The organism is Paraburkholderia sp. RL17-383-BIF-A (assembly GCF_046028015.1).
In the GTDB taxonomy this organism is placed as follows: Bacteria; Pseudomonadota; Gammaproteobacteria; order Burkholderiales; family Burkholderiaceae; genus Paraburkholderia.
In genome coordinates this window covers 109242-133279 of record NZ_JARESR010000001.1, presented here as the reverse complement: position 1 = coordinate 133279, position 24038 = coordinate 109242, and the positions used below count along the sequence as shown (strand labels likewise).

Genomic DNA, 24038 nt, shown 5'->3' with positions numbered 1-24038 from the left:
TGATCTGACCGGATCGGCCTCAGGCTGCCTGCTTCTCGGTGTCGGCGTCGACGTCTGCCTCTGCGTCTGCGTCGACTGATTCGCCGCGGCGCAGATGCAGCAGCCTGTAGCCGCTTTTATAAACCGGTTGCAACCGGAATTCGTTTTGCGGCTCGATCTCGAGCAGCAGGCGCAGCCGCGAAACGTGACTGTCGATCGTGCGGGTGAACTCGCGGAATTCGCGCCCCCATACCATTGCGAAAATGTGATCGCGTGACAGCACGCGGCCGATATTGGAGAAGAACAACGACGCCAGCCGGTACTGCGTGCCGGATAGCTGGACCGGCTGACCGCGCAGCATGACGAGCTGGCGGCGCGTGTCGAAATGGTACGGGCCCACGTCGAAACTCGCGGCACTGAACCTGTCCGGATACGCTCGCCGCAGCAGCGCAGCAACCCGCTCGCGAAACTCGGCAGCGCGCAGCGGCAACCCGACATAGTCGTCCGCGCCGGCAACGAAGGCGCGCACGACATGATCCTCCGCCATGTCCGCCGAGGCGAACATCACCGGCAGACGGTCGCCGCCCACCGCACGCGCCGCCCGTAGGACCTCGCCGCCCGAGAGCCGCAGACCCTGCCAGTCCAGCACCAGCAGATCCACGGTGGAGCGCGCGAGCATTCTCGACATGCTCAAGCCGTCGTCGAAAGCCGTGCAGGTGTGGCCGGCGGACGTCAGGACCCTTTCGATCGACTGACGCATGACCGGGTCACGTTGAAGGATGGCAATGCGCATGGGATAACTCTTAACTGATAGCTCGGACGCGATTCTCAGAGGCACGCCTGCGCCATCCCATAGGAGCAGTCCTAATTTGCATATGAATCCGCCGACCCCGACACCACTGGCGCGTATTCCCATACTCGGTTGCGACGATTCTGATGGCGCCATCGTCAATGCTACGAAAAAGCGCATTTTGCGGAACTTTTTCAGTCCAATTAAGCACCTCCAGAAACGATTGGCTTTCATCCTGTAAAATCCCCGCCTGGCCCCAGTCGTCATCGTGCTTGCCCCAACCCGGGCCGGCGCGCCGGTGTCCCGTGCTCTACCCAGCGCCTGCCACACTTCTCGCCCGACGACCGCCGTGTTTCCACGCGCTACGTGTGGCTCCCAATTCAAGAAAAGACACAAGCAATGCAAGCGACAAATCTGGGTGGAGCGCAGGCTGTCACCCCACGCCCTCTTGGGCGCAGCGATTACAAGACGCTCGGCCTCGCCGCCCTCGGCGGGGCTCTGGAGTTCTACGACTTCATCATCTTCGTATTCTTCGCGCCGGCGATCGGCCAGCTGTTTTTCCCGGCGGCGATGCCGGACTGGCTGCGCCAGGTGCAAACCTTCGGCATCTTCGCCGCGGGCTATCTGGCCCGGCCGCTCGGCGGCATCATCATGGCGCATTTCGGCGATCTGTTCGGCCGCAAGCGCATGTTCACGCTGAGCGTGCTGCTCATGTCCGTGCCGACGCTGATGATGGGTCTGCTGCCCACTTACACCAGCATCGGCGTGCTGGCGCCGGTCCTGCTGCTTCTGTTCCGCGTAATGCAAGGCGCGGCGGTCGGCGGCGAAGTCCCGGGCGCATGGGTATTCGTGTCGGAGCACGTGCCGCAGCGGCACGTCGGCTATGCGTGCGGCACGCTGACGGCCGGCCTCACGGCGGGCATTCTGCTCGGCTCGCTGATCGCCTCGGCGGTGAACCGCAACTTCGCACCGGCGGAAATCTCCGCTTACGCGTGGCGTATTCCGTTCCTGGTGGGCGGCGTGTTCGGCATGTTCTCGGTCTACCTGCGCCGCTGGCTGCATGAAACGCCGGTGTTCGCCGAACTCAAGCAACGCAAGGCGATTGCGGCCGAAGTTCCGCTCAAGGCCGTGCTGCGCGACCACGGCCGCGCCGTGATCGTCTCGATGCTGCTCACGTGGATGCTGTCGGCCGCGATCGTCGTGGTGATTCTGATGACGCCGACGCTGCTGCAAAAGCAGTTTCATATCGCGCCGGCCACTGCGTTGCTGGCGAACTGCGTGGCGACGCTGTGCCTGACGATCGGTTGCGTGATGGCGGGCTCGATTGCCGGCCGCATTGGCGCGGGGCGCACCATTTTCATCGGCGGCCTGGCGCTGGCCGTGACGTACTACGTGATGTTCCAGCAGCTCGCGCTCGATAGCTCGGCGCTGCTGCCGCTGTACGCGCTGGCTGGCCTGTTCGTCGGCGTGATCGGCGCGATTCCGTTCGTGATGGTCAAGGCGTTCCCGCCGGTGGTGCGCTTCTCGGGCATCTCGTTCTCGTACAACGTGGCCTACGCGATTTTCGGCGGCCTGACGCCGATCGCCGTGTCGCTGATGATGAAGTCGAACCCGATGGCCGCACCGATGTACGTCGGCGCAATCTGCATTCTCGGGGCATTGACCACGCTGTTCATCAAGGACGCGCCGCAAACGCGCTGATCGGCGGCTTTTGCTGCTGTTTTCCGCTGCTGTTTTCCGCTTCTGCTTCGCAATGACGGCGCGCCACACGGCGCGCCGTTTTTGTTTGCATTGGGGTCGGCGTCACGCGCTTCTGACGACATCCACAGTTCACGCCGTCGCGAAACATCATGCGCCGCATCGGCTCTACGATGTATCGCATGAACTCCCCCAAACGCCCCCGTTCGCCCGCCCTCGGCCGTGTCCTCGCGACAGTCAGCGTCGGCTTCGTCGTCACGCAACTCGACGTCACTATCGTCAACATCGCGCTGCCGAAAATCGGCGCGGACCTGCATGCGAATGTGGCAGGCCTCCAATGGGTCGTCGATGCCTATACGCTCGCGTTCGCCGTGCTGATGCTGTCCGCCGGCGCGCTCGGCGACCGCTTCGGCGCGCGGCGCCTGTACGCCGCCGGGATCGTGCTGTTCGCACTCGCGTCGCTCGCCTGCGGCCTTGCGCTCGACGCGGCCCTGCTGGTCGCGGCGCGCGCGCTGCAAGGCGTCGGCGCCGCCGCCATGCTGCCGAATTCGCTGGCGCTGCTCAATCAGTCGTTCGGACACGACCCCAAACTCCGGGCGCGCGCGGTCGGGCTGTGGACAGCCGCGGGGGCGATTTCGATCGCCGCGGGACCGGTGCTCGGCGGCGTGCTGATCGCGGCGTTCGGCTGGCGCAGCATTTTTCTCGTCAATCTGCCGATCTGCGCCGCCGGTTTTCTCGCGACCTTGTTATGGGTGCCGCGGCCCGAGACCGCCGTGCGCCGTCCGGGGCTGCAATTAGCGGCGGGCACAACGGCTCACGCAAGGCCGCGCGGCATCGATCTGAGCGGTCAGTGTCTGGCCGTCGTCGCGCTGACCGCCTTCGTCGCCGCTGTGATCGAATGGCGGCCGCTCGGCCTCGGTCACCCGCTCGTCGCCGGCGGTTTCGTGCTGGCGCTAGTCGCTGCAGGCGCCTTCATCGCCGTAGAGTCGCGCGCCGCGGCGCCGATGCTGCCGCTCTCGCTCTTTCGCAAACGCTCCTTCAGCGTGGCGGTGCTGTTCGGCATCTGCGTGAACCTGACCTACTACGGCATGGTGTTCGTGCTGAGCCTGTATTTGCAGCGCGTGCGCGGTTATACGCCGTTGCAGGCCGGCCTGGCCTTTCTCCCATTGACGGGCGGGTTTCTGCTGTCGAATGTGGCAAGCGGCTGGGTGGTCGGCCGCTTCGGCGTACGGGTGCCGATGATCGCGGGCGCGATCACCGCCGGTCTCGGCTACGGCCTCCTGCATTTCGTCGACGCCGGCACGCCGCTCATTGGCTTGCTGCTGCCGTTTCTGCTGATTCCGTCGGGCATGGGCCTCGCGGTTCCCGCAATGACCACCGCCGTGTTGGCCTCGACCGACGCGAAACGCGCCGGTACGGCTTCCGCCGTGTTGAACACAGCGCGGCAAGCCGGCGGCGCGGTCGGCGTGGCGGCCTTCGGCGCATTGGCGAGCGGCGCGGCTGCTACGCAAATCGTCTCGGGTATGCAGGCGGCGACCGCCGTGTCAGTCGCTCTGCTGGTGCTCGGCGGCGTGCTGAGCTGCCTCGTGCATCCGCAGCCGCAGTCGTCGGACTCCGCGCTTCGCGTTGCCGGCCGCGAGCGAGTCGGCGAATCGAACTAAGCGTACCGCCTGCTGTATTGGGCGCGCAAAAAATAACCCCCGCCATGCGCGTGCATGGCGGGGGTTGGTCCGGGTTCACACTGGCGATTAGCGCGATGCCTGCGTCTGTGAGCCGCGACGCCCTGCCCGCCGACGCCGCGCCGCCTGACTTAAAGCGACGCTTCCTGGATCGTGCCGGTGTCGATTGCGCGCTCGATCAGGCCTTCGTTTTGCGCTTTGGCGATGGCGTCGGCGATCAGTTTCTCCGGCTCCTCGATCTCGGCCTTGATCGTGCTGATGATTCCGGATGCGTCCAGAATCACCAGGGTTGTCGCCGAATCGGCCAGACTGATAATCACCCGATGCGGCGTGGGCCCTTCACCGAGACTCGCGCACAATTGCGTGGCCTTGCCGCCAATGGTTTGCTCAAAACTTTGAATCATTATTTGCTCCCTTGGTTACAGCCGGAATCGAAAGCGACTCGCACAGACTACCTTACTGTTGCTTCAAAGACCAAGCCCGCCGCGCGGCGAGCGAGCGCCGAGAGAATTGCCTCCGGGACGCGCGCCGTCGATGCTGATGCGGCCCGCGCCAGTCACGAACAGCAGCAGGAAACCACCGGCAATACCGATGTTCTTCCAGAAATGGATCACCATGTCGCGTTGCAAGGCGGCGTCGGTGACATTCCAGAAATCGTGGCCGAGAACCGCCGTCGCCACCGTGTACACGGCCATGATGAGCGCGAGCGGGCGCGCCTTGAAGCCGACGATCAGCAACAGACCGCCGAGCGCCTCGACGGCGACGGCGATCGGCGCGGCGACCTGCACGAACGGCACACCCTTCGAATGCAGGTAGCCGACAAAGCCCGCATAGCCCAGCAGTTTCATCACACCGCCCCACAGGAACAGCACGGCAAGGGCAATACGCGCGATGAGAATTACGCCGGAATCGACGGGACGCGTCATGAGGGGCTCCTGTAGATGAATAAGCAGCAGACCCGGCCGGGAGGCCGCAGTTCCCCGTATCGCATCTGAGAATATGTGCATTGCCCGCCTTTTCCAAGCTCCCAAACTCGGGCCAAGGTGCGCGGGCACACGGCGCGCCGCGTGCGGGGCGAGAAAAAGGGGCTCGCGAGGGCCGCAGGCTCGCGTCGGCGGTGCCTGCCGCCGGCGGAATCGCCGACGCGCTTATGCTCAAGGATAGGTCGCGACTTCGATCAGATTGCCGTCGGGATCGCGGCAATACACCGAAGTCATCTTGCCGCGCGCGCCGTCGCGCTCCACGGGTCCGGCCTCGATTTCGACGCCTTGGGCAAGCCAATGCGCCTTGACCTCGGCCGGGCTCGTGGTCGTAACGAAGCACAGATCGGCGCTGCCGGGCACCGCCTCGCGGCCGGTGAACCACGCGAAGGTGTCGGCCGCCACGGGACGTAGGTTGATCTTCTGATTGCCATAGGTCATCGCGACCCGCGTGCCGGTGCGCGATTCGAACTCGTGGCGCCGCATGCCGAGCATGCGCGCGTACCACGCGGCGCTGACTTCCACGTCGGCCACGTTCAGAACGAGATGATCGAGACTTTCTATAGAAAAGCTCATGGCTTCAGTCACCGTGATGTGAGCCGATGCCTGTTGACGAATCGGGCCGATCCGCCAACAGCGGCCAGACGAAAAATCAGCACGCGCGCGACATTCGCGTACGGCTGCCGGCAGATGGCGCTCATGACCTCACTCATGACCTCACACCCGCGCTTGCCGCGACACTTAGGCCCGGGTTACGACTGCGGCGCGTCCGGGGCGAGCAGAACGCCCTTCGTGAAGACGAAGCAACCGTAGCCGCGCGCTTCGCCGGTAGCGATCACGCAATACGCTTTGCGCGCCCGCTCATAAAACGCAAACCGCTCGATCGACGCAAATGGCACATCGCGCCCTTCCGCGGCATTGACCTCGATCTGCGCTTCACGCTGCACCGACGGAATCGTGTGCGGCTCGCCCACCACTTCCATGCGCGACGCGGGGTGCTCGATGAACGTGTCCAGCGGCATTACCGAAAGCACCGCGCGAATCGCCCGCGGCGCGTTCACGCCGTCGAGGCGCAGCACCTTGCCCAGCACGCTCTCGCGCGCAACCGAATCGCCCGGGAAATTGGCGTCGCAAATGACGAGTTCGTCGCCGTGGCCCATCGAGCGTAGCGCATGCAGTATGTCGGCGTTGAGCAGCGGGTCCAGATTCTTCAGCACGGTGTCTCCTTGTGTTCCGGTTAGGTCCGGTTGGTCCGGTTAGGTCCGATCACCGGCTGGGAGCCAGGATCTGGACGTTGGTTTGCAGATGCGCGAAGCACCCGCGTCACGCCCGTGTTCGAATCGGGCCGAAGCGGCAGCCACTCGGCTCGACGAAGACGGGACAGCGCTTCGAATCGCATTCCAGCGAACGATTGTAGCAAGCAATGTTGCGCGCATCCGGTGAAGGCGACTCGCGGCGACGGCACGCTGAGTGGTTGCAGCGGCGCGTGTTCTGCACGGCGGACGCGGCCGCGCCGTTACCGCATTGCCAACGCAACCAGCCGACCAGCGCCAGCAGCACGAGACCCGCGCCGCCGAGCACCGGCTCGCGCCAGCCCAGCAACGCGATGAACATGAACGCGCGCGCTCCGCCGAGCAGCGCAAAGCCGGCGATTGCGCTGGACAGCGAGTCGACGGCGCCCGTCAGGCGCGCGAACGCGATGGCCGTTTGTGCACCCGTGGCGGCGGCGGGCTCGTCCATGATCTTCTCCGTCAAGAAGCGATGCTCAGGCGCCGTCCGGCACCTGATCGAGGAAGCCGGTGACCGTTTGCAAGCGTCCTTGTGGATCGACCACACCGAAGTCCGATCCCTTCACGACCGCCTCGCCCGCGGGCGTGATCAGCTCCCAGGAAAAGCGCAGCCGGTTGGCGAAGCCGTCAACCTGGCCTGTACGCCGAAACGTGTGATGCGGGAAGCGCTCATGCACCGCCCGGATCATCGCGTCGATGCCTGCGTGGCCCGAGCCCGCCAGCAGCGGATCGCAATAATCGGCGTCGGCGCTCCATGCCGCGGCGATCAACTCGCGACGGCGCGCGCCATCGGTTTCGTTCCATGCGTCGAAATAACGGTTGATCAGATCGGTATGCGCATTCATCTCAAGACTCCTTCATTGGCATGACTGAGCACTACGCTCGGCAGACACGGTTGTGTGCGGCGGGCTCGGAGTGAAGGTTGAGGGCCGGGGCGCGGTGCGTCGATTACCTGAGAGGTAAAGTCTTGCAAACGCAGGAATCCTCAACTTATTCAAATAGTTACCTTTCCTGTCAGCCTGTCTTGATGCATACCGTAATGCACAACTGCGAACCAACGAAATCAAAGGGTTACAACGCCATTCCAGACGGGCACTTTTTGAAGTGGTTGGAATTGAGTCGACTCCGCAGGCGTACCCGCACCCCATGCGGGGCGTCTCTCGACCGAAAGCTGCGCCGCCATTGAGGACTACTAAAATCTATCTGATGCTTGATTATTTCTTGAGCGCCTATAGCCCGCTTAGCTGCCAGTTCCAGCTTTGGGTTTTAGACGGATTTCGGCGTGATTTAGGGAACGTCATATACTGTACATCCATACAGTATTCACCCGCACTACCATGCGACACCGCAAGCCACTCACCGCCGCCGAACTGGCCGAGATTTACGATCGCGAGCCGACTCCGACCGTGCTTCGTTTGTTGCAGGAAATCCATCGGCTGCGATCAACGGTCCTGCGCGCGGACCAGATTCGGCGGATGATCGGCAAGCAGGGCAGCGCATACGTGGCGGGAAGCGTGTGGGAGTGTTTCGAGCGGGAGTTGGATGCGGAGCCGTGCGTCACAGACCCGCCGACGCCGCGGCAGGCTGCAATCATTGATGCCCGCATGCGGATGCTTGAAGAATGGCGAAAGAACGGACGAAAGGGTTAGGATGCGCGATTGACGCAATACTTGCGTAGGCTGGGAGGAAGGGATGGACGACCGTGAGTATCGGGGCTTGGAAGCTATGCGGACGGAGATGGGCGGCGGATTCCAACGATGGAAGCCATACATCCATGACGACAAACAGATCGGGTTTGATCTCGTGCTGGACCCGTGGACACCATCCGAGTACACCGAATGGGTGCGGGCGGAGGATGCGATCAGGCGCGAAGCGCAACTCATTGAGCAGATTCGCGCGCTGGAGGAACGAGTTGCGCAATCGACTGATCTGATCGCGAAGGCAGTGGGAATGTTGGGCGGACGCGCCGCTAGTGCGGGCTGATTGATGTGCTTCAGTGGGCGCGATTGGAAGACTGGCGGTGCCATCGAGGCCACCGCCGGTAAAGCTTGACAGTCTTTCAGGCGGTCGCGGGTCCGTTGCCCCAATGCGACCAGCCGAACGCGCGAACGCCCCAATACATCAAGGCAGCCCGCCACGCTGGCACGCCACTCACTAGCGACGCCTCGCGCAGCACGGCGTCCGCCACAGCGCGCGGCACCGCATGCTCCGAATACAGCCAGTCGTGGACGGCCGAAGCCTCATGAGCGCTGTCGGCCGTCAGCAGGAACGCAACCGGCGTCCGCGGCACCGAGGCGAAGTCCGTCTCGAAGCCCGCGGGGACCGTGAACGTCAGCTTCGCCACGTCCGACTTGTAGACGAGCGGCGCCGTCAGGCGCCACGTCCCTCGCCCACCGTTCGTCGAGTCGCTGACGAGCTCGACCTGCAGGTCTGTCAGGAATGCGCTCACGATGCGATCGCTCCGCTTGTCGGATCGGGCGCGATCGCCGCCGGCGCGGCGGTGTAGTTCGCCAGCGCAGACGATACGGCGAGCTGCGCGGCCGTGAGCGCGATCTCGGCAGCATCCTTGGTCTTCTGATCCCATCCTGACGCGTCGATTACTTTGATGAGCGCCGGCACGCCGTCATTGACCAGCGCGCTGATATTGGCCGTCGAGATCGGCGGGAGAGCCGTGGCCGAACCGGCGCTCTGCAGCATCGAGCAAGCCGCACCCACCTTGTCCGAGGCGGTGGCCAGGTAGCCTTGTGCTTCGACGGACAGCTGCGACTTCATGGCCGACATCGACGCGAGAAAAGGAACGCTGACGGTACAAACCTTCTGCGCCTTCACCTGCACGGTGGCGACGAGTTGAGCGGGCGTCTGGGGCGCGGCGCTCGGCGCAGCACAGCCAGCGAAAGCGATGGACAGGACAAGGCCTGCCGCAAGCAGCATGAGCTTCTTCATGGAATTTCCTTCGGAGTGTTGCCGCGAGAGCGGCGAGAGGGTTACTGCGTGACTGGCGTGGCGGCCTGCTTCGCGGCGACGCGCGCGGCGATGTAGTTCAGCGCGGCATGGGCTCCCGATGCGAGCACGCCAGCGACAAGCGCCGAGACGCTGGCCGGTACCGGCACATGAAACATCAGATCGAGCGCCCACTCGACTGCGGGCATGAGGGTAGCGGTCGAGATTGCGACGCCGCCGGTGACGACTGCTGAGTTTTGAGCCATGGATGCTCCTACACTGCGTGGTGGATGACTTCGGCAGCCGAGAACTGATAGCCCTCCTTGCCGTACTTTTGCGCGATCCAGATCGGAAACGGCAACGCATGCATGCCTTCGTCTTTGCCGATGTGGTGCTCCTTGCAAAGCAACATACCGTTGACCGTCATGTCGTCGACGAACTGGGTCCAGTCGGTGAAGTGGTCCCAGTCGAATGCCTTGATCGCCTCGCCCCATACGCCGGCCTGCGCGTCGAGCTTGAAGCGCTCCCAATCGATCATTTCGGCAAACGAGCGCTCGATCGGATGGTGATGCGCCTCGAGCGGATGCCCGCTCTCCTCCGCCGTCGCGTTGCAGATAAAGCAGCGGCCGCCTGCGCGCGAGATCAGCACCTTTCGCGTGCGCTCGAACAGCTCTGTCGTCTTGCGCGGCTCATGGCCGGGGATGTTGACGTCGACGGTCAACGTCTCTTTTTCTTCGTGGATTTGGGTAACGTCGGTCATGTCCGTAATCGAAAAAATCGCCCGAAGGCGGTTGATTGATTGGCGCGCTGGGTCGTCTGGAGTAGAATGCCTTCCGGTTTGCGATGCCCGGTCTATTCGGACATCGAAAATCAAAAGCCCCGCGGTGAGCCACTAGCGGGGCTTTTTCTTGCCATCGACTATGTATCCAGATTCAGGCGCCAAGAACTTTCTTTGCTGCGCCGTACAGCGCAAGCCGTTCTGAATAACCATTCAGGCCGCCGTCTACGGCCTTGGTGATCTGCTGGAACTGAGACGCATCGGCGAGCGCGTTGAGTTTTTTGTTGGACCACCACCACGCGGCGGCAAGCGCTGACTCCGCCGGCTGCTCGAGCAGTTCCGGATGCTCCAGAAGTGGCAGATCGATGCCCAATCCGCACAACACGTAGTTGTCGCGGAACGTGATGCCGATGAGCGAACGAGCCCGGAACTTCCAGCCATCGCCGCTTGCCTCGTCGCCATTGCCAAAGCGATTCGCATACGCGCGATTTGCGATGCGTTGCGGCTGGTTCGCATACTGCTCGGCGCTGGCTGCGTCAAAATATTTCGAGAACGTCGACAGCAGACCTGCCGCGCTGTAGTTCAGATTCTCCGAAGTCGCAGTGAGCCGAGCCGACTCCACGCCGCATTGAGCGAGGAACGCCGCGACACGCAACGGCGTATTGATACCGAACCGGTCACACGCCGCCTGAAGCGGCTGCACCCAGGTCGATGCGCGCATGACGGTCGAGCCGCACCCCGCGGCAACAATGGGAGCAGTCAGGTTCATAGCACCGCCATCAGGAATTTGAAGCAGTCAGCCAGCCACGTGGGGAATCGATGGAACTGCGTGTAAAACCAGAGCCCGTATAGCCCGAGCATCGGCAATCCGAACGGCAAGAACACCTGTCTCTGAAAGAACCGCCATGCGGCCGCGAGTCGGCACATGAACCGCGCGCCGGCGGCAACGTCGCTCAAGATGCTGCGGATGAGCGCCGTGTCCTCTGCGACCTGATCGGCGGTCGCCTCCACCTTTCTCGTGACCTTGGTGTTCTCTGAAATTGCCGCATCGTGTGCAACGAGGTATTCGACAACGTGCGCGCGGAACTCCGGATCGGGCATCGTCAACATGTCTTTGGCTTCCATTGGGCCCCGGAAATAAAAAAACCGCCCGGAGGCGGTTTGTTGGTCGATTATTGTTGGTCCTTCTACAGCGCTGCCGACACGCGAATTACGTGACCGGCGACATCGGGTGATCGGAAGTCGAAAAGAACGCGGCCGCCGTTAGCCTGATCGATCGCAAACATCTCTGGCGAGTCGGCAAGCCAGACCTCACGGATCGTCCATGCCGAGCCGGTGCGCTCGAAGTGAAATATCCGATCCACTTCTGGGAATTGGTAAATGAACTGGTTCGGCCCCTCCCATACTGCCGACGATATGTCGAACATGTGCTCTCGGCTCATGTAATGCCGAGCAATGTCCTCAAACCCCGACGAAAGCAATCGGAAGATATTTTCCTGGTCCGTTTCAGTAAATGCCATCTTTATTCTCCCGAGTGACCGAGAGCAGGCAACACTGCGATTGACCACTTGATTTGCTGCACGGGCACGCCGCTACCGTGGCGCTTTCCTGTGTCGTAGATACGCGCGAAATCTTTGCCGGCATCCGTCACTTCCCAGTGCTCGCCGCGCTTCATCTGGAACCCTGCCTCTGCCAACAGAAGATTCGTTCCACGCGCGGACGTGTTGATCATCTTGCCCAGTTCCGTCGGCGTGTAAAACTTCGAATCCTGATTTTCGGCCTCAACGTGAGTTTGGCCCATCAATGCCAACAAGTTTTGGCCGGATACTGCATTGACCGCCTGGTTGGCACTGATGGCTGCTGCCTGCTTGTCGCACCCCAGCAACCGGGCAATCTTAAACAACGGGGGAAACAGCTTCGCAGCCTGGAGAGTTCCGTCCGTGCCGCTAGGAAGTCTGCCCGTGACAAACGCGTCAAAAGTACGGATCACCTGAATGTGGAATTTCGCGCTGATCCACATGGCGTAGGCGTATATCAACTCTTTGCACGCGTAAGTTCCACCGTATCGACCAACCGCCGAGTGAAGCGGTGAACTACCGGGATTTTCCGTAATTAAAATTTCGACCAGCGCCTTTGTTTGATCCAGCGCCATCCACTCGTTCGGCCGAATGTCTTTCGTGACACCGCCGGCAACTGCGGCCCTATGCAGATCGTTGAGGCTAAACCGTCCGTCCGCGTCCGCATGAATTACCACACCACCAATCTCGATCAAGTTGTTCATGCTCGCGCCTCCAGTTGAGCAACGAGGCCCCTGTAGTAAGGCGGGATAGGCCTTGCAAGAAAGCGCCGTGCGAGCAACTTCTTCGCATTGCGCAATCCGACGCGACCGCTCTCATCTGCTGCATTGACCAAGCCGAACTGCAGCTTCGCTTCGGCGATTGCGGTCTTGGTATGTATCAGCAACTGACGCGCCAGTTCGACCTCGACACGGCTCGGCAACTCGCCGTTGAAGTACCACGCGTGCAGCATGTCTTCGAAGTGATCGAGCGTGTACATCGCCTGGTCGGTATCGACGACGGTCCATTCGTCTCGCCGGTCCGCGAGCCAGTCGCGCGCCACGTCGATCTGGTCGACCGGGATCTCTGTGCACTTCGAAACGCCCATCTTTTCGTGCAGACCCTTGTAGAGCGAGTGACAAGCGCTGCGATGCGTGCGCCCCTTCACCAGACGGGCTATCTCATGGATGTCGCGCCGCAGATCGCCGAACTGCGAGCGGCTGATGACTTCGCGCATCGCCGCGGCGGGCTCGGCCGGCGCAATCTTCATGAGGCGCCGTTCGCATTCGATGAAGTAGCGTCGCGCGATCCTGCCCTGCTCCGTCCGCTCAACCATCGACAGCTCTTTCGCCATATCGAGCGTCAGGCTGTATTCTTTCGTCTTCCGGTCGCCTCCTCGCCCAGCGACGGTTTTGATTTCCCCGATTTGGGAAATCAAAAAATCTTCGCTTTCGACGAAGCCGTACTCAGCGATGCGCCCGGTAATCCACGTGCCGAATTGGCGCCCAACGCCCAGAAATGCCCAAAGTGAGCGAGCGTCAACATAACCGGCATGTCGGCCATCGTCCGATCCTGTCAAAACAGGAATTGACGTGCTAACATCGTTCATGACCTGTGTTCCTTTGCTAAGGGGTTCACTGCGTTACCAACGCCTGACCGGTTGCCGCCGGTTGGGCGTTTTCTTTTTCCGACAAACACATTTCCTTTTCTAGGATTCTTGCTGCCTCGGCGCTTATCGTTCGATAGCCATCCCGAGCGCGCGAGCAAAGCCAATCCTTTACTTCAGGCGTCACCTTGAGGCTTACCAGTTCCGAGCGTCGTCGCCTTTCCGTCATCATTTATAATCTCCTGTCTACCGTCGTCTACTTGTCTACCGTTGTCTACTATAGAGACGTCGTCTACTGATGTCAACTAATCTTCCGCGCGAAAGCTTGGGTGATCGAATCCGCCACATCCGGTCGGCGCGAGGCTGGTCGCAGGCCCATTTAGCCGAACTCGTCGGCATGAAGAAGGCCCAGTTAAGCCGCTATGAGGTAGGAGCGAGCGCGCCTCGTCCGGAGGTCGTGCATAGGATTGCGTCAGCTCTGGGAGTTTCGCAGGCATGGCTGGCCGACGGCGAGGCCCCAATCAATGACCACGAAATTCCCGATGAAAAAGCAAAGACCGTCCCGCTCACTCCAAAGGCTATGGACACGCTTTTTGCCCTAGCCACCAAGACCGGACTATCGATCACAGAAGTGATTGAGCTAGCCCTCAAAGATGCACTCCAACGCGCGCGCACCGCAGAAAGCGCGGCGAAGAATTCGGGGGTCATGCCCACTCGGCCAAAAAGGAGCACCAAGACTTGACACTTAGGCCGAATCGGCCTACCTTGTCGGTCAGAGGCTGCGCAATCGCGCGGCCCGCATCCGATGAGGAAAATCATGTACACCTTTCGTCACGCCGCGCGCGGCGCTGGATCAACTTGCCATGCTCTATCAAGCACCCTCGCCGGAAGACCTGGCTCGCCTCAAGGAAGAGCTAGGACTCAGCAGCGCGCAGATGGCGAAGCTGTTCGGGCTATCGGGCGGCCGACACTGGCGGAAGTACACGGGCGGCGAGCAGCCGCAGCCAATCAGCCCGCTTCCCCTCTTTTTCGCAATGGCCCAGCTCGAGCTCGACGAGAGCACGATCGAGCGAGTGCTACAACGCATGCGCCAAGTCGGAGCAACGATCGACTTGAACGCCGACTCCCCGGTGCCCGATGGAGAGCAGCATCAATCGCAAGACTGAGCTTTTGCCTTATAGCGTGCGGCGGTGATGGAGGTGGGAAAAAGCAGCGCGAATACTGCTGACGAAGTGTCTATCGAGGCAATTCTGGTATTCTCGCGGGCGAAGTGAGACTCACATTCAAAAACAGATTGTCCATTGCTATCGAGGGCGAATATGGGCGGCGAAAAACGAGAGAAACTCTTAAGCGGACTGGATGTTTCGACGCTGGTCGGAGTCGAGATTGGAGCGCTTGACAAACCATATATCCGACGAGAAGACGGCAATGTAATCTATGTCGATTACACGGATCGTGAAACCCTAGTCGGAAAGTACAAAAACGATCCCCATGTCGATGTGGACAACATTGTTCACGTCGATGCGATCTGGGGCGAAAACACGCTTGCAGATGCCGTCAATCACCGAAAAGTCGATTATGTTGTCGCGTCGCACGTTATCGAGCACGTACCCGATCTGATCACATGGCTTGGAGAATTGCGCAGCATTCTGAAGGACACCGGTGAAGTACGCCTGATTATTCCGGACCGGCGTTTTACTTTCGACTATCTCCGGGAGGAAACGCGGTTTGCAGACATACTGAATAGTCATCTCGTTCGCGCCAGAGTGCCACAACCTCACTCCGCACTGGATTTCCTGTTAAACGCGGCCACGGTCGATTGTGGCGCGGCGTGGGATGGCAACATAGAAGCGGAAAACCTAGAAAAATTCCACAAATTCGACGGCGCGGTCAAGATCGCTCGAGACATTCTCGAGAATGGCACCTATCACGATGTTCATTGCTGGGTCTTCACCCCCAAATCGTTTGCCCGTCTGATGGGACAAATGGCAGATGTCGGGATGGTCGATTTTGCTTGCGAACGCTTTTACGATACAGCCAAATACACTTTTGAGTTTTTCGTATCGCTGCGCCCTTGTGCCGATCGAGCCCAAATCATCAAGTCCTGGAAACGCATGGAGGATGAGGCTGTTGCAAGTAGTCCGGGCTCTTCGGTTGAGCAGCAATCTGGTCTCGCACAAAAAGCACTTAGAGGTCAGGCTGAGCTCATAAAACAATTGGACGCCGAGTTGGCAAGCTCCAGACTGAAGATCATCGAAATGACCGAGAAGGTTCGCAATGTAGCAAAAGCTGCGACTGAAATGAGGTCCACAGTGGACGATCTCAATGCGAGGCTTGCACATGCGCAACGTCGAATTACCAGCATCGAGAATTCAACGTCCTGGAGGATGACGGAGCCTGTCCGGTCTATCGTCATGCTCATCCGCCGGTTGATTAGCCACTAAACCTGAACCCGGACACAGCGCCATAGGGCCGTTACTGACTATATTCGAAAACTTCCACGAGGCCCGGCGAGCCGCCCGATCCCGCCTGCGCCGCCGTGGATGCCGCAGCATTTGCGCCACCGCCGGCAGATCCGTAACCAATACCAGCAAGCCCAGCTCCGGAGGACCAGAGTGCCGCTCCTCCGATCCCCATTACCGCGGATGCCCCGGCGCCGCTGCGCGATACGGGGCCGGAAAATACCACTGATTGCTCACCCTGCTGGCCTTTCATCGCGTAGGAGGGAGTCCCAGTGCATGCGGATGTTTGAGCGGCGCTTGCAGTGACCCACAGACTTGCACTTGCCGTACCGACAAGACCGCCGGCGCCCCCGGGGCATGAGAGCAATGAGCCAAAACTTGATGTGGCGCCAGCACCACCGTTTGCTCCAGATGAAGCGGTCCCGCCAGCCCCAATCGTGACGGCTACGCCAGAGAACCCGGACGTGTAATAGCCTTCTGCATAGGCCCCCGCTGTGCCCCCTGTACCAGCAGCAGCCTGACCCGTACTAGTCGCAGGAGTGCCACCCCCCGCGCCTCCCCCGGCCTGCACCTTTACATAGACCGCTGCCGTTCCAGTCGTCGGCGTATAGGTGCCGGTCGACGTGAATACCTGGATGTTGAGCAGCCGGCCGGTAAAGCCGGTTAGCGAGCTCGTCGCCTGAAGCGTGGTGAATTTGCCTGCGGCTGGCGCAACCAGACCGATATTCGGGGGAGACGCGAACAGATTGTTGAAACCGGCGCCGCTGACAGCACCGCTCGCCGCCAGCGTCGTGAACGAGCCGGTGCTGCCGCTGATGGGGCTGTTGGTGATGCCGTCTGACATCGTGACGGCGCCGGTCGAATTCGAGACCGAGATCGGGCTGTCCGTCAGCGTCCCTGATACGTACCGGTTAAGCGTCAGCGTGCCAGTCGAGGAAGCGTTTGTGAGCGCCCATACGTTCGTACCGGCCTTGTTGAAGAAGAAGACCGGGAAGCCGGTACCACCCGCATCATTCAGCGTGAAAGTGGCGCTGTTATAACTGGCGCCCAGCGCGCCCGTGAACGTCGCCCCCGTCAGCGAAGCCGAGTTCGCGTAGCACGTGAACCCGGTCCCGCTCGTGTACTGAAGCGCGCTCGTCGACGTCGCGCAGCTCGGCATGGCGAACGCTGTCGGCGACGCGGTCGAACCGGCAACGTTCGCCACAACCGTGTTCGCGGCCTGCGCCGCTAGCGCAGTTGCGGGAACATTTCCCCATGTCGGCGCCGTAGTTGGGCCGGTCGATACAGGAACCTGCCCGCTGGTCGATCCATTTGGATTGAGAAGCTGGACGGGGACGTAGGTTGTGCCGAACGCGGATGCGCAGAATAGCGCGCAAAGCAAGCCGAAAAACTTCATCACATTGAGCCCCCACCGACTGTGTTGCCAGTTCCGAGATTGTTGACTTTCGTAGTGCAATTCAGATAGGCGTTCGATTGCACGTTATTTCCGGTTGACCCGGATTCCAGAAGCACCGCCATATTGAGACCGATAAACCCGTTTCCAGTGATAGTGCCGGCGGCATAACTTCCGGAAGGAGGAGCACCGATCGAGATCCCCAAATTTGCTGACGCATCGCCGCTGATGCATTGATTCCCCACAAAGGAGAAACCATTTGGCGTGGTGATCAGCGCGCCAGAGTTCCCGTTCACGGAAATGATGTTGTTTAAGCCAATCATCACATTCAGGATAGGAGACTGGATTGAGATGCCATTCCCAGCGCAAGCTATCTGACTGCTCATGATCTGAAGCTGCGCAAGGATGCCGGTAGCCCCAGGTGGGCAATAGAATCCCGTAGTGGTGTTCTGGCAATTCACCTGCGAGATCGTCATGCCCTGCGTATAGCTGCCATACGTAATGCCGAACGAAAGCCCATTGAACGTCGACATCGCGATATTGTGATAAATCGCATAGCCATTTCCGGGATTGCTAATCGCGGCCGGGTTTCCTTGATAAACCCCTCCCGCTGCATTGGATACGCTGCCCCAGTTATTCGGGCCGTAGCACGTGACTCCAAGTACGTTTGTGCCGCATACACCGTTGACGAGATAGCATTGGTTCCAGTAAGCGGATCCTCCGGACCCTAGATTATTTGCCCCGCGGAATGTCACGCGCATGATGTCCGTCTGCATGAACGTGTTCAACGACATCGTCTGGTTTAGCGAGAGCCCAGTACCACCGCCAACCTGCGTCGTGGTAATCGACAAATCGCGCGCATGCGACGAATGACCAGGGCTTGTGTAGTTGAACACGAGTCCGCCACTTGCATTCGTCCATCGCAACTCGGTGATGTCTGCTCCTGCTCCCTCGATGGTGATCGAGCTCAAAGCTCCCGGCAGCGCATATGTCAGCCTCTGGGACAGGATGAACGTCCCTGCTGGTACGACAAGCTTGCCGCCACCGAGAAGATACAACTGCGTAAGGGCTGCTGAAAAAGCCGCTGTATCATCCGCCACACCATTGCCCTTCGCCCCGTATTGCGGATCTTTAGGGTTGACGGTGACAATGCGGTTGTACAGCGCCGTGCCGGCCGCCACAGACGAATCGATAACAGTTCCAGCACTAGGTGCGCCGATAGTCAGGGCTTGCTGACCAACAACGGTGATTTGCTGGATCCCAACCGGGACCGTAGGATTGAAACCCAAAACCCGTCCCACCAATGTGTCGTCGGTTTGGACCGCGCCGTCGAAGAGAACGAGAATGTTGTTGATCGAGCCGTAAGAGCCGGCGAGCGTCACGCTCGCCGAGAATCCGGGCGCGAACTGCGATGCATTTGCCGCCCCCATGGATGCGCCGGCGAGAGTCTGCGAGGTACTGACGGTATACGTTCCCACTCCCCCAGTTCCTGATCCAAGCGCAATGAGCGTTGTGCCCGCGGCAATGCCCGCTGCAAAAATTGTCTGCCCTACCACCAGACTTCCACTCGCCACTGCGCTGACGGTAAGCGTCGTTCCAGAAATAGATCCAGTGAAGAGCGGGCCTGCAGTAAACACCTCGCGCGAAGAATTTTTTGCGAGCGCGGTCCTCAACTGAGCAATCGTTCCCTTAACCGTCGCCCCGTTCTGCGTCATATAGACGAGGTCGGTATCGGAGAATCCAGTTGCCGGGTTGAAGTTGGCTAGAGTGGTGCCTACACCTGTGGTCATATCTCGTCCGCAAAATAAAAAAACCGCCCGGAGGCGGCTGGTCGATCTGCCTTATCTGGCTAAGGCCACGATGGGGAGGCTGGTTTCGACGGCAACTTTTGCGAGGCATCCATGACAGTCGAATTCACGATGGTTCGCAGCACCTTCCGATACGCCGCCCACTCCTGCGGAAGTGGAATGCCAGACTCGTAGCAACGCAGAACGATCACGTCCGATGCTTCAAGTGCTGATTTGGCATCTGCCTGCACATCTGCCCATAGCTGGGCACTCGTCGGAGCGGGAGCATCGACCCAACACGGATCACCATTAGTGGATGCACCCCTGACTTTCCCTGCTGGTGGGTTCGAGCAGCCGAACTGGATAAACAGCTCATCGTCAATTTCTTTGGCATCCGCCGGCCAAGTTCCGGCGCTCTCGTATGCCTCGCGAAGATCGGCGTCAAGGAACGAACTCTTTGAGGCTGAATAGAAGTGACTCATATCAATATCCTACGATGATGCCGGAGACGGCAACCAGGCTGCTGGCCGGCGCATTGGCAATATTGACCAGCACACCGCTTGTTGTCGGACCCTGTCCGCAGAGACCCATACCAGCCGTGCTTGAGGCTTCCTGTACGGGGTAGAACGCGCTGGAAAGGATCCCGGTAGGAAAACTAATCGGGAAATTTACGGAAACTGTCGCCAGGCCAGATGAATTCGACGTACCCGTGACGTTGCGCACCCACTGAAAAATGAGGATCTTGGCGGCGCCCCCGAAAAACACCGGGATTTTCACATAGCCGTTTATAGCCAGGCTCGCCACGAATTCGCCAAGATTTACGGCATGGGCCGCCTGCGTAGCGCCAGCCACACTGAATGTCTGACTCGCATTGCCGCCCAGACTTGCAAAGAGCGTATTCAGTGCGGCAATGAGCTGATTGTTCGTCCCCTTGACAGGCGCAATACTGGCAGCTGAAAGAATCGCGAGTAGCTCGGCTTGCACCGCGTTGAACCAATCGCTATCAAGAATCGTTGCCGGCACACCAGTGGCAGGATTGCCGCCGGTGAACCAACCCGGCGTTCCTGCAGCGGCCGGCGTGGGTTGCGAAGTTACGCTCCCGCTCGAGTCAATTTGATACATGCATGCTCCGCATTTTTAAAGGATGACGGGCATCCCGGTGTCTGTCATCAACGGGTGGCCAAAGTCATCGACCACCGAGTTATCAAAAATCTCGACCTGATACTGGAACAGCAGCACGGTATGTGCAGGCTTCAAAGTATTTAGCTCGCACTGCAGCACTGCATTTCCCCAACTGGCAAGAGGATCGCCGGCAGCGGATTGCCCGGCTCGCGCATATGTGACTGTGCTTAGCGGAGCAACGATTGCCCATGCAGACGCCCACGGCGCGCCGTTGCACGCATCACCGCAGCGGGCTTGTCCGGCTAGAGCAGGTCCATAGTTCTGGACCGTTACCGTGTAACCAAGATGCGCTGCAAATTGAATGAAATATGCCGCCGACTGACCGCCGCTGTTGGCAAATCGAGCAACTACCTGAGCGCGTCTCTGCTGCACTGTCGGGGCGGCACCGGCGCAAGGATCAGGCAGCCCTAGCGTCTCCTCCCATTCCGGAAGGAGTTCATTCGTTGTAGCGGGAAATGCATCAACCAGAAGATAATTCGCACGCGATGTATTGCGCTCATATGTAGGCGCCAACCCCATCAACGTCTTGGTCTGCACCGCATCTGGATCGCGGGGCCATACAAGCCCGCGAGGCAGCAGAGACTGAATCGCGCTTAGAAAATTCTGGGCAAGAAGCACCGGGGCAGCCATTCAGAACTCCCCTTAAACGAACGTGATGCCGCCGAGCGTCGGCAGATACCCAGCTGCGCTCGCGATATTCCCGGCCGGCGACGTTACGACAAAGCCCGCGGTTCCAGACACTGCGGCGATGCCTGAGTTGATGTCAGACATATCCACTGTTGCCCCCGGTGCCCCATTTCGCAAAAAGACATCGGCAATTGCCGCCTCCACTGCCTGCTGAGTAGCGGTCGATGCAGTGCTCAGTCCGGAGATCGTGAAATTGACCGTGTTTGCGATCGGAGCGCACGCATAGACCATCGCAGTGACGGGCTGCAGAGGATAGATCGCATTCGCGACGATCAACTGATCACCGGCCGCCTTCGTTGCTGTCCGAGTTTCATTCGTTGCGACACCATTGGTCCCCTGCGGGAATCCACCATGCGCGGCCTCGGCTTCGTCCATCATGAAATAGACGACAACCGAACCGGTACCGAATCCATTTGGGTCACACCACGCTCTGGATACACCCGATATTGCCGTGGCCCATGTCACGTAATCGGCCTGCGCGCCGCCCTGCGCACTAGCCTGATACGCCGCGATCACACGGGCGCTAAATGCATCCGTCGTTTCCACGTCAGCGCCACCGACAAATCCTGCAATTCCGGAAACCGCACCCGTTGACTGAATGCCCGGAATTGACGTGCCGAGATTCAGTGCAGTCCCAACATCACAATTACCTGAAGCGCCCGGCGTCGTGTCTGTCGCTGAAACTGTCACCGTGTTTGTATTGCCAACGGTCGCAGTCGCATTAACGGTGTAGGTCCGATTGTCGCCGCGAACGAGTGTGGTTCCGGCTGGGATCGGAATTCCTGGAGTGCCCGCGAATGTCGCAGTACCGGAAGCTACAGTTGCCGACTTCTGATACACATTCTTCAAGGCACCCCATCCGACAAGATACTCATCGGTCGCCGTCCATGGCACAGCCTGCTTTGCAATCCAGTCCAGATAGCCATAATGCAGATATGCCAGGCCAGCCTGTACCACCGTGACGACGTTGAGCACGGCGTAACGCAGGAGAGCGCTCACGCCCTTCAGGTTCGCCTGGACGTCTGCGGCAACCTGGGCTTTTAGATCGGATAAGGTGGGCCGGGAAAATGGCATTTACGTAAGTCCGTTCCAAACGAATTGAAAAGCGGTCGACTGGTCAGTCCCGTTCTGCTGATGCGCAACGATCTTCGCGCCGAGGAAAGTGGCTCTCTGCCACTCCACGGTGATGTCGAAACTCGCGACGACCCCATCATCAATCAACCATTGAAGGGCCTCGGCGATGTAGTCATACGCTCGTTGAAGCGTCTCGGTGGTTTGCTTCGCGCGTCGCAGAAGCCATAGTCTTGAACCGATCAGGGTCGTGTTGCCGGCGTCGCCCCACCACCCTCGCGGATCGCCGGTACCGTCCGGAATCACGTCATCCGGCGCGGCCTGCCGGTCCGTAAAGAGGCTGACCAGAATCGCGGTCTGCAGATCGTTTCCGGTCGCGAGATCAGGACCAAGCGTCTGCCAGTCGCCCTGGTTGTTATCCGGGCTCCAGAACACCTGGATGTCTGTGGCCATGCTTATTCCGTCGGGGTTGGAGGATTGCTAATGCGGGTGTCGCCGCCGAACTGAATTCCCGTAACTGCATGGTCGTGCTCGTTGAAGATCACGCGGCTCTCGGCAGCCGTGTTCGGGTTCGTTTCGATGTTGTCGCGCATATCGCCCGTCGACTCGTTCGTCGGTGCATCGAACAAGACGCCACCGGGCGCTACCACCTTGAATTTCCCGGTGCAATTGATCGTGTAGTCCTTGGCGTTGTTCACCACGACGTCCTGCCCCTTGGCGTCGATGAGAATTCCGCCGCCGGCCGTGAAATACACGCTCTTCCCGTCCTGGCTGTAAATCATCGTCTCGCCAGCCTTGAGACCTTTCGGCCGAGATTCCTGATGCCCGGTCGCAACCACAACCGCGTTGTTTCGGCCGCCGCCGAGATTCACCATGACCACGTCAGACCCATCCGGAGCAACGCTGGTCAATCCGAATTCGGCGACGCGCGGCAGATCATCGATCGTCTCGAGGTCATTGACTTGAACCTGCACGAACTGCACGTTCCCGCCGTCGTTCGTGAACGTGATCCGCGCCCATCCGATAGCAGCCCTCGCAAACCGCGCAAGTCGATTCACAGGGCCGTGCAATAGATCGCTCATTGGGGAATCGTGCTTCCGTCGACAAACATCGGTTGAAGCGCGGTCGGTTCCGGCAGATACGCCTCTGGGCGCATGGCCGTGATCGTCGCTGTCGTGCCGGTTTGCATATTTCGTTGAAAGGTCACCTCGCCTATCAGCCAGGTGACGGGGCCGGTTCCGGACTCGTCTGCCAGCTTCAATTGCGGCAACAGAATCGAAACGAGCGTGTTCGGCGTCCACAGCGCGCCGGCCGAGTCCCGCCATGAATCGGTCGTCAGCGTGACGACAGCGGCCCGGCCAATGCGTCTGTTCATCTCCCACGTCGCGCGCTGCTTTGCGAGATCCTGAAATCCCTGCACCGCCTCTGCGATGATCACGCGCTCGCGGGGGCGCTTCACGCCGGTATCCTCGACCACGGCGATCACATTTCCCGCCACTCCGATGTCCGAATACATCTGAACGGACTGCGTGTACGCGGTGTATTTTGAGAATCGCTGATCCGACGAATACTGGACGGTCGCTGCCTGGACGTTTATTCCCTGCTGAAATCCGCTTGCGGCCTGTACCGTTCCCGCCTGAGCCAAAGTCAAGTTACCGTCGGGCGTGTCGTACACCAGCAACGAGCTGTATCGGCTGATCCGCTCGATGATCTCGTAGCAGGACTCCCCCAGGAACAGATTGAACTGCGGGATCGGGCGAAGGTTCTGCACGTCGCAAGCCACCGTGATTCCGTAGTGCGCAGCCAGCTTGGTCGACACATCGAGCGCAGACGTGCCGCTGATCTGCCCATTCGGCCACATGGCCGCACAGTCGACGAGATCCTGACACTTGCCGCGCCCCGCCACACGAATGGTATGGCTGTGCGCATCCATTGAGGGCGTATAGCGATCGACGTAGCCAGTGATGACAAGGCTGCTCCCGATCATTACCTGGCATTCGTCGCCGGGCTGCACAACGACTCGATCCAGCTGCCCAGGGTAAAGCTCCGTCAGCCCCAGCTCGAAATCGGACGGAAGGCGCTCGATTCCACGCGTAATGCGGACGTCAGTCCACCCTGAGATCGTCTGGTTACCGATGCTCAGATAAAGATCGTCATCCAC

33 protein-coding genes are annotated in these 24038 nt (G+C 60.3%); 7 read left to right on the top strand and 26 right to left on the bottom strand.

Annotated elements, in window-relative coordinates; all coding sequences use genetic code 11:
- Positions 1-19: 19 nt before the first annotated feature.
- A complete protein-coding gene (locus P0D71_RS00750) occupies positions 20-772 on the bottom strand; it encodes a response regulator transcription factor (RefSeq protein WP_408182804.1) in 753 nt (250 codons plus the stop codon).
- Positions 773-1168: 396 nt separating this feature from the next.
- Between P0D71_RS00750 and P0D71_RS00745 the strand changes: the two genes are divergently transcribed.
- Positions 1169-2470 (top strand): MFS transporter, encoded by a 1302-nt coding sequence (locus P0D71_RS00745; RefSeq protein WP_408182806.1) that lies wholly within the window; start codon positions 1169-1171, stop codon positions 2468-2470.
- 170 nt (positions 2471-2640) lie between these two features.
- Positions 2641-4128 carry an MFS transporter gene (locus P0D71_RS00740; protein ID WP_408478824.1) on the top strand — a complete coding sequence of 496 codons (1488 nt, stop codon included), beginning with the start codon at positions 2641-2643 and terminating at the stop codon, positions 4126-4128.
- Positions 4129-4277: 149 nt separating this feature from the next.
- Here P0D71_RS00740 and P0D71_RS00735 read toward each other — a convergent pair whose 3' ends face one another.
- The 6 genes from P0D71_RS00735 to P0D71_RS00710 all read right to left on the bottom strand — a co-directional run bounded on the left by P0D71_RS00735 (position 4278) and on the right by P0D71_RS00710 (position 7260).
- Positions 4278-4550, bottom strand: a complete 273-nt coding sequence (locus P0D71_RS00735; protein ID WP_408182811.1) for a hypothetical protein — start codon at positions 4548-4550, stop codon at positions 4278-4280.
- A 63-nt stretch (positions 4551-4613) separates the two neighbouring features.
- Positions 4614-5072: a DoxX family protein gene (locus tag P0D71_RS00730; protein WP_091807318.1), complete on the bottom strand. Its 459-nt coding sequence runs from the start codon at positions 5070-5072 to the stop codon at positions 4614-4616.
- Between the two features lie 228 nt (positions 5073-5300).
- Positions 5301-5702, bottom strand: coding sequence for a VOC family protein (locus P0D71_RS00725; protein WP_408478822.1), 402 nt, complete (start codon positions 5700-5702; stop codon positions 5301-5303).
- A gap of 176 nt (positions 5703-5878) precedes the next feature.
- On the bottom strand, positions 5879-6343 hold the full coding sequence (locus P0D71_RS00720; RefSeq protein WP_091807314.1) for an RbsD/FucU family protein: 465 nt from the start codon (positions 6341-6343) through the stop codon (positions 5879-5881).
- A 106-nt stretch (positions 6344-6449) separates the two neighbouring features.
- Positions 6450-6866: a hypothetical protein gene (locus P0D71_RS00715; protein WP_408478820.1), complete on the bottom strand. Its 417-nt coding sequence runs from the start codon at positions 6864-6866 to the stop codon at positions 6450-6452.
- Between the two features lie 25 nt (positions 6867-6891).
- On the bottom strand, positions 6892-7260 hold the full coding sequence (locus tag P0D71_RS00710) for a nuclear transport factor 2 family protein (protein WP_408478818.1): 369 nt from the start codon (positions 7258-7260) through the stop codon (positions 6892-6894).
- Positions 7261-7752: 492 nt separating this feature from the next.
- Here P0D71_RS00710 and P0D71_RS00705 point away from each other — a divergent pair, with 492 nt between their 5' ends.
- The gene (locus tag P0D71_RS00705) at positions 7753-8064 is read left to right on the top strand and encodes a hypothetical protein (protein WP_408478816.1); all 312 of its coding nucleotides are present in this window, start codon (positions 7753-7755) and stop codon (positions 8062-8064) included.
- Between the two features lie 43 nt (positions 8065-8107).
- A complete protein-coding gene (locus P0D71_RS00700) occupies positions 8108-8398 on the top strand; it encodes a hypothetical protein (protein ID WP_408478814.1) in 291 nt (96 codons plus the stop codon).
- Between the two features lie 76 nt (positions 8399-8474).
- Here the strand turns inward: P0D71_RS00700 and P0D71_RS00695 are convergent, their stop codons facing one another.
- The 10 genes from P0D71_RS00695 to P0D71_RS00650 all read right to left on the bottom strand — a co-directional run bounded on the left by P0D71_RS00695 (position 8475) and on the right by P0D71_RS00650 (position 13527).
- Positions 8475-8864, bottom strand: a complete 390-nt coding sequence (locus tag P0D71_RS00695; RefSeq protein ID WP_408478812.1) for a DUF1353 domain-containing protein — start codon at positions 8862-8864, stop codon at positions 8475-8477.
- The gene (locus P0D71_RS00690) at positions 8861-9358 is read right to left on the bottom strand and encodes a hypothetical protein (protein WP_408478810.1); all 498 of its coding nucleotides are present in this window, start codon (positions 9356-9358) and stop codon (positions 8861-8863) included. The genes P0D71_RS00695 and P0D71_RS00690 overlap by 4 nt, the downstream gene beginning before the upstream one ends.
- 41 nt (positions 9359-9399) lie before the next feature.
- On the bottom strand, positions 9400-9621 hold the full coding sequence (locus P0D71_RS00685) for a hypothetical protein (RefSeq protein WP_408478808.1): 222 nt from the start codon (positions 9619-9621) through the stop codon (positions 9400-9402).
- Positions 9622-9629: 8 nt separating this feature from the next.
- Positions 9630-10115, bottom strand: coding sequence for a hypothetical protein (locus P0D71_RS00680; protein ID WP_408478806.1), 486 nt, complete (start codon positions 10113-10115; stop codon positions 9630-9632).
- Between the two features lie 172 nt (positions 10116-10287).
- On the bottom strand, positions 10288-10902 hold the full coding sequence (locus P0D71_RS00675) for a glycoside hydrolase family 19 protein (RefSeq protein ID WP_408478804.1): 615 nt from the start codon (positions 10900-10902) through the stop codon (positions 10288-10290).
- On the bottom strand, positions 10899-11258 hold the full coding sequence (locus P0D71_RS00670; RefSeq protein WP_408478803.1) for a hypothetical protein: 360 nt from the start codon (positions 11256-11258) through the stop codon (positions 10899-10901). Before P0D71_RS00670 ends, P0D71_RS00675 begins: the two co-directional genes overlap by 4 nt.
- 62 nt (positions 11259-11320) lie before the next feature.
- Positions 11321-11653, bottom strand: a complete 333-nt coding sequence (locus P0D71_RS00665) for a hypothetical protein (RefSeq protein WP_408478801.1) — start codon at positions 11651-11653, stop codon at positions 11321-11323.
- 2 nt (positions 11654-11655) lie between these two features.
- Positions 11656-12414, bottom strand: coding sequence for a KilA-N domain-containing protein (locus P0D71_RS00660; RefSeq protein WP_408478799.1), 759 nt, complete (start codon positions 12412-12414; stop codon positions 11656-11658).
- Entirely contained in the window at positions 12411-13298 is an 888-nt protein-coding gene (locus P0D71_RS00655) for an antA/AntB antirepressor family protein (protein WP_408478797.1), read from the bottom strand. The genes P0D71_RS00660 and P0D71_RS00655 overlap by 4 nt, the downstream gene beginning before the upstream one ends.
- Positions 13299-13323: 25 nt before the next feature.
- The gene (locus tag P0D71_RS00650; RefSeq protein WP_408478795.1) at positions 13324-13527 is read right to left on the bottom strand and encodes a hypothetical protein; all 204 of its coding nucleotides are present in this window, start codon (positions 13525-13527) and stop codon (positions 13324-13326) included.
- Positions 13528-13593: 66 nt separating this feature from the next.
- On the opposite strand from P0D71_RS00650, the gene P0D71_RS00645 reads away from it, so the two are divergent.
- The 3 genes from P0D71_RS00645 (at position 13594) to P0D71_RS00635 (ending at position 15739) form a co-directional block, all read left to right on the top strand.
- Positions 13594-14037, top strand: a complete 444-nt coding sequence (locus tag P0D71_RS00645) for a helix-turn-helix domain-containing protein (protein WP_408478793.1) — start codon at positions 13594-13596, stop codon at positions 14035-14037.
- A 121-nt stretch (positions 14038-14158) separates the two neighbouring features.
- Entirely contained in the window at positions 14159-14461 is a 303-nt protein-coding gene (locus tag P0D71_RS00640) for an XRE family transcriptional regulator (protein ID WP_408478791.1), read from the top strand.
- A gap of 153 nt (positions 14462-14614) precedes the next feature.
- Positions 14615-15739 (top strand): methyltransferase domain-containing protein, encoded by a 1125-nt coding sequence (locus P0D71_RS00635; RefSeq protein WP_408478789.1) that lies wholly within the window; start codon positions 14615-14617, stop codon positions 15737-15739.
- A 31-nt stretch (positions 15740-15770) separates the two neighbouring features.
- Here P0D71_RS00635 and P0D71_RS00630 read toward each other — a convergent pair whose 3' ends face one another.
- The 9 genes from P0D71_RS00630 to P0D71_RS00590 are packed head-to-tail and all read right to left on the bottom strand — an operon-like array spanning position 15771 to position 24038.
- A complete protein-coding gene (locus P0D71_RS00630) occupies positions 15771-17156 on the bottom strand; it encodes a hypothetical protein (RefSeq protein WP_408478787.1) in 1386 nt (461 codons plus the stop codon).
- Positions 17153-18940, bottom strand: a complete 1788-nt coding sequence (locus P0D71_RS00625; RefSeq protein WP_408478786.1) for a hypothetical protein — start codon at positions 18938-18940, stop codon at positions 17153-17155. Before P0D71_RS00625 ends, P0D71_RS00630 begins: the two co-directional genes overlap by 4 nt.
- Before the next feature lie 59 nt (positions 18941-18999).
- Positions 19000-19419, bottom strand: a complete 420-nt coding sequence (locus P0D71_RS00620) for a tail fiber assembly protein (protein ID WP_408478784.1) — start codon at positions 19417-19419, stop codon at positions 19000-19002.
- A 1-nt stretch (position 19420) separates the two neighbouring features.
- Positions 19421-20059, bottom strand: a complete 639-nt coding sequence (locus P0D71_RS00615; RefSeq protein WP_408478783.1) for a gp53-like domain-containing protein — start codon at positions 20057-20059, stop codon at positions 19421-19423.
- A gap of 15 nt (positions 20060-20074) precedes the next feature.
- On the bottom strand, positions 20075-20749 hold the full coding sequence (locus P0D71_RS00610) for a YmfQ family protein (protein WP_408478781.1): 675 nt from the start codon (positions 20747-20749) through the stop codon (positions 20075-20077).
- 12 nt (positions 20750-20761) lie between these two features.
- Positions 20762-21880: a baseplate J/gp47 family protein gene (locus tag P0D71_RS00605; RefSeq protein WP_408478779.1), complete on the bottom strand. Its 1119-nt coding sequence runs from the start codon at positions 21878-21880 to the stop codon at positions 20762-20764.
- Entirely contained in the window at positions 21881-22330 is a 450-nt protein-coding gene (locus P0D71_RS00600; RefSeq protein WP_408478777.1) for a phage GP46 family protein, read from the bottom strand.
- A gap of 2 nt (positions 22331-22332) precedes the next feature.
- Entirely contained in the window at positions 22333-22959 is a 627-nt protein-coding gene (locus P0D71_RS00595; protein WP_408478775.1) for a phage baseplate assembly protein V, read from the bottom strand.
- Positions 22956-24038, bottom strand: a complete 1083-nt coding sequence (locus P0D71_RS00590) for a phage baseplate assembly protein (protein WP_408478773.1) — start codon at positions 24036-24038, stop codon at positions 22956-22958. Before P0D71_RS00590 ends, P0D71_RS00595 begins: the two co-directional genes overlap by 4 nt.

What these genes read in the sequence shown, in the direction of transcription:
- P0D71_RS00725 (WP_408478822.1), bottom strand. Translation starts at nt 5,702, where the DNA reads ATGAGCTTTTCTATAGAAAGTCTCGATCATCTCGTTCTGAACGTGGCC.
- P0D71_RS00595 (WP_408478775.1), bottom strand. Translation starts at nt 22,959, where the DNA reads ATGAGCGATCTATTGCACGGCCCTGTGAATCGACTTGCGCGGTTTGCG.
- P0D71_RS00715 (WP_408478820.1), bottom strand. Translation starts at nt 6,866, where the DNA reads ATGGACGAGCCCGCCGCCGCCACGGGTGCACAAACGGCCATCGCGTTC.
- P0D71_RS00740 (WP_408478824.1), top strand. Translation starts at nt 2,641, where the DNA reads ATGTATCGCATGAACTCCCCCAAACGCCCCCGTTCGCCCGCCCTCGGC.
- P0D71_RS00655 (WP_408478797.1), bottom strand. Translation starts at nt 13,298, where the DNA reads ATGAACGATGTTAGCACGTCAATTCCTGTTTTGACAGGATCGGACGAT.
- P0D71_RS00615 (WP_408478783.1), bottom strand. Translation starts at nt 20,059, where the DNA reads ATGTATCAAATTGACTCGAGCGGGAGCGTAACTTCGCAACCCACGCCG.
- P0D71_RS00635 (WP_408478789.1), top strand. Translation starts at nt 14,615, where the DNA reads ATGGGCGGCGAAAAACGAGAGAAACTCTTAAGCGGACTGGATGTTTCG.
- P0D71_RS00620 (WP_408478784.1), bottom strand. Translation starts at nt 19,419, where the DNA reads ATGAGTCACTTCTATTCAGCCTCAAAGAGTTCGTTCCTTGACGCCGAT.
- P0D71_RS00680 (WP_408478806.1), bottom strand. Translation starts at nt 10,115, where the DNA reads ATGACCGACGTTACCCAAATCCACGAAGAAAAAGAGACGTTGACCGTC.
- P0D71_RS00675 (WP_408478804.1), bottom strand. Translation starts at nt 10,902, where the DNA reads ATGAACCTGACTGCTCCCATTGTTGCCGCGGGGTGCGGCTCGACCGTC.
- P0D71_RS00685 (WP_408478808.1), bottom strand. Translation starts at nt 9,621, where the DNA reads ATGGCTCAAAACTCAGCAGTCGTCACCGGCGGCGTCGCAATCTCGACC.
- P0D71_RS00605 (WP_408478779.1), bottom strand. Translation starts at nt 21,880, where the DNA reads ATGCCATTTTCCCGGCCCACCTTATCCGATCTAAAAGCCCAGGTTGCC.
- P0D71_RS00705 (WP_408478816.1), top strand. Translation starts at nt 7,753, where the DNA reads ATGCGACACCGCAAGCCACTCACCGCCGCCGAACTGGCCGAGATTTAC.
- P0D71_RS00670 (WP_408478803.1), bottom strand. Translation starts at nt 11,258, where the DNA reads ATGGAAGCCAAAGACATGTTGACGATGCCCGATCCGGAGTTCCGCGCG.
- P0D71_RS00700 (WP_408478814.1), top strand. Translation starts at nt 8,108, where the DNA reads ATGGACGACCGTGAGTATCGGGGCTTGGAAGCTATGCGGACGGAGATG.
- P0D71_RS00600 (WP_408478777.1), bottom strand. Translation starts at nt 22,330, where the DNA reads ATGGCCACAGACATCCAGGTGTTCTGGAGCCCGGATAACAACCAGGGC.
- P0D71_RS00650 (WP_408478795.1), bottom strand. Translation starts at nt 13,527, where the DNA reads ATGATGACGGAAAGGCGACGACGCTCGGAACTGGTAAGCCTCAAGGTG.
- P0D71_RS00645 (WP_408478793.1), top strand. Translation starts at nt 13,594, where the DNA reads ATGTCAACTAATCTTCCGCGCGAAAGCTTGGGTGATCGAATCCGCCAC.
- P0D71_RS00690 (WP_408478810.1), bottom strand. Translation starts at nt 9,358, where the DNA reads ATGAAGAAGCTCATGCTGCTTGCGGCAGGCCTTGTCCTGTCCATCGCT.
- P0D71_RS00745 (WP_408182806.1), top strand. Translation starts at nt 1,169, where the DNA reads ATGCAAGCGACAAATCTGGGTGGAGCGCAGGCTGTCACCCCACGCCCT.
- P0D71_RS00665 (WP_408478801.1), bottom strand. Translation starts at nt 11,653, where the DNA reads ATGGCATTTACTGAAACGGACCAGGAAAATATCTTCCGATTGCTTTCG.
- P0D71_RS00610 (WP_408478781.1), bottom strand. Translation starts at nt 20,749, where the DNA reads ATGGCTGCCCCGGTGCTTCTTGCCCAGAATTTTCTAAGCGCGATTCAG.
- P0D71_RS00625 (WP_408478786.1), bottom strand. Translation starts at nt 18,940, where the DNA reads ATGACCACAGGTGTAGGCACCACTCTAGCCAACTTCAACCCGGCAACT.
- P0D71_RS00750 (WP_408182804.1), bottom strand. Translation starts at nt 772, where the DNA reads ATGCGCATTGCCATCCTTCAACGTGACCCGGTCATGCGTCAGTCGATC.
- P0D71_RS00640 (WP_408478791.1), top strand. Translation starts at nt 14,159, where the DNA reads ATGCTCTATCAAGCACCCTCGCCGGAAGACCTGGCTCGCCTCAAGGAA.
- P0D71_RS00710 (WP_408478818.1), bottom strand. Translation starts at nt 7,260, where the DNA reads ATGAATGCGCATACCGATCTGATCAACCGTTATTTCGACGCATGGAAC.
- P0D71_RS00660 (WP_408478799.1), bottom strand. Translation starts at nt 12,414, where the DNA reads ATGAACAACTTGATCGAGATTGGTGGTGTGGTAATTCATGCGGACGCG.
- P0D71_RS00730 (WP_091807318.1), bottom strand. Translation starts at nt 5,072, where the DNA reads ATGACGCGTCCCGTCGATTCCGGCGTAATTCTCATCGCGCGTATTGCC.
- P0D71_RS00735 (WP_408182811.1), bottom strand. Translation starts at nt 4,550, where the DNA reads ATGATTCAAAGTTTTGAGCAAACCATTGGCGGCAAGGCCACGCAATTG.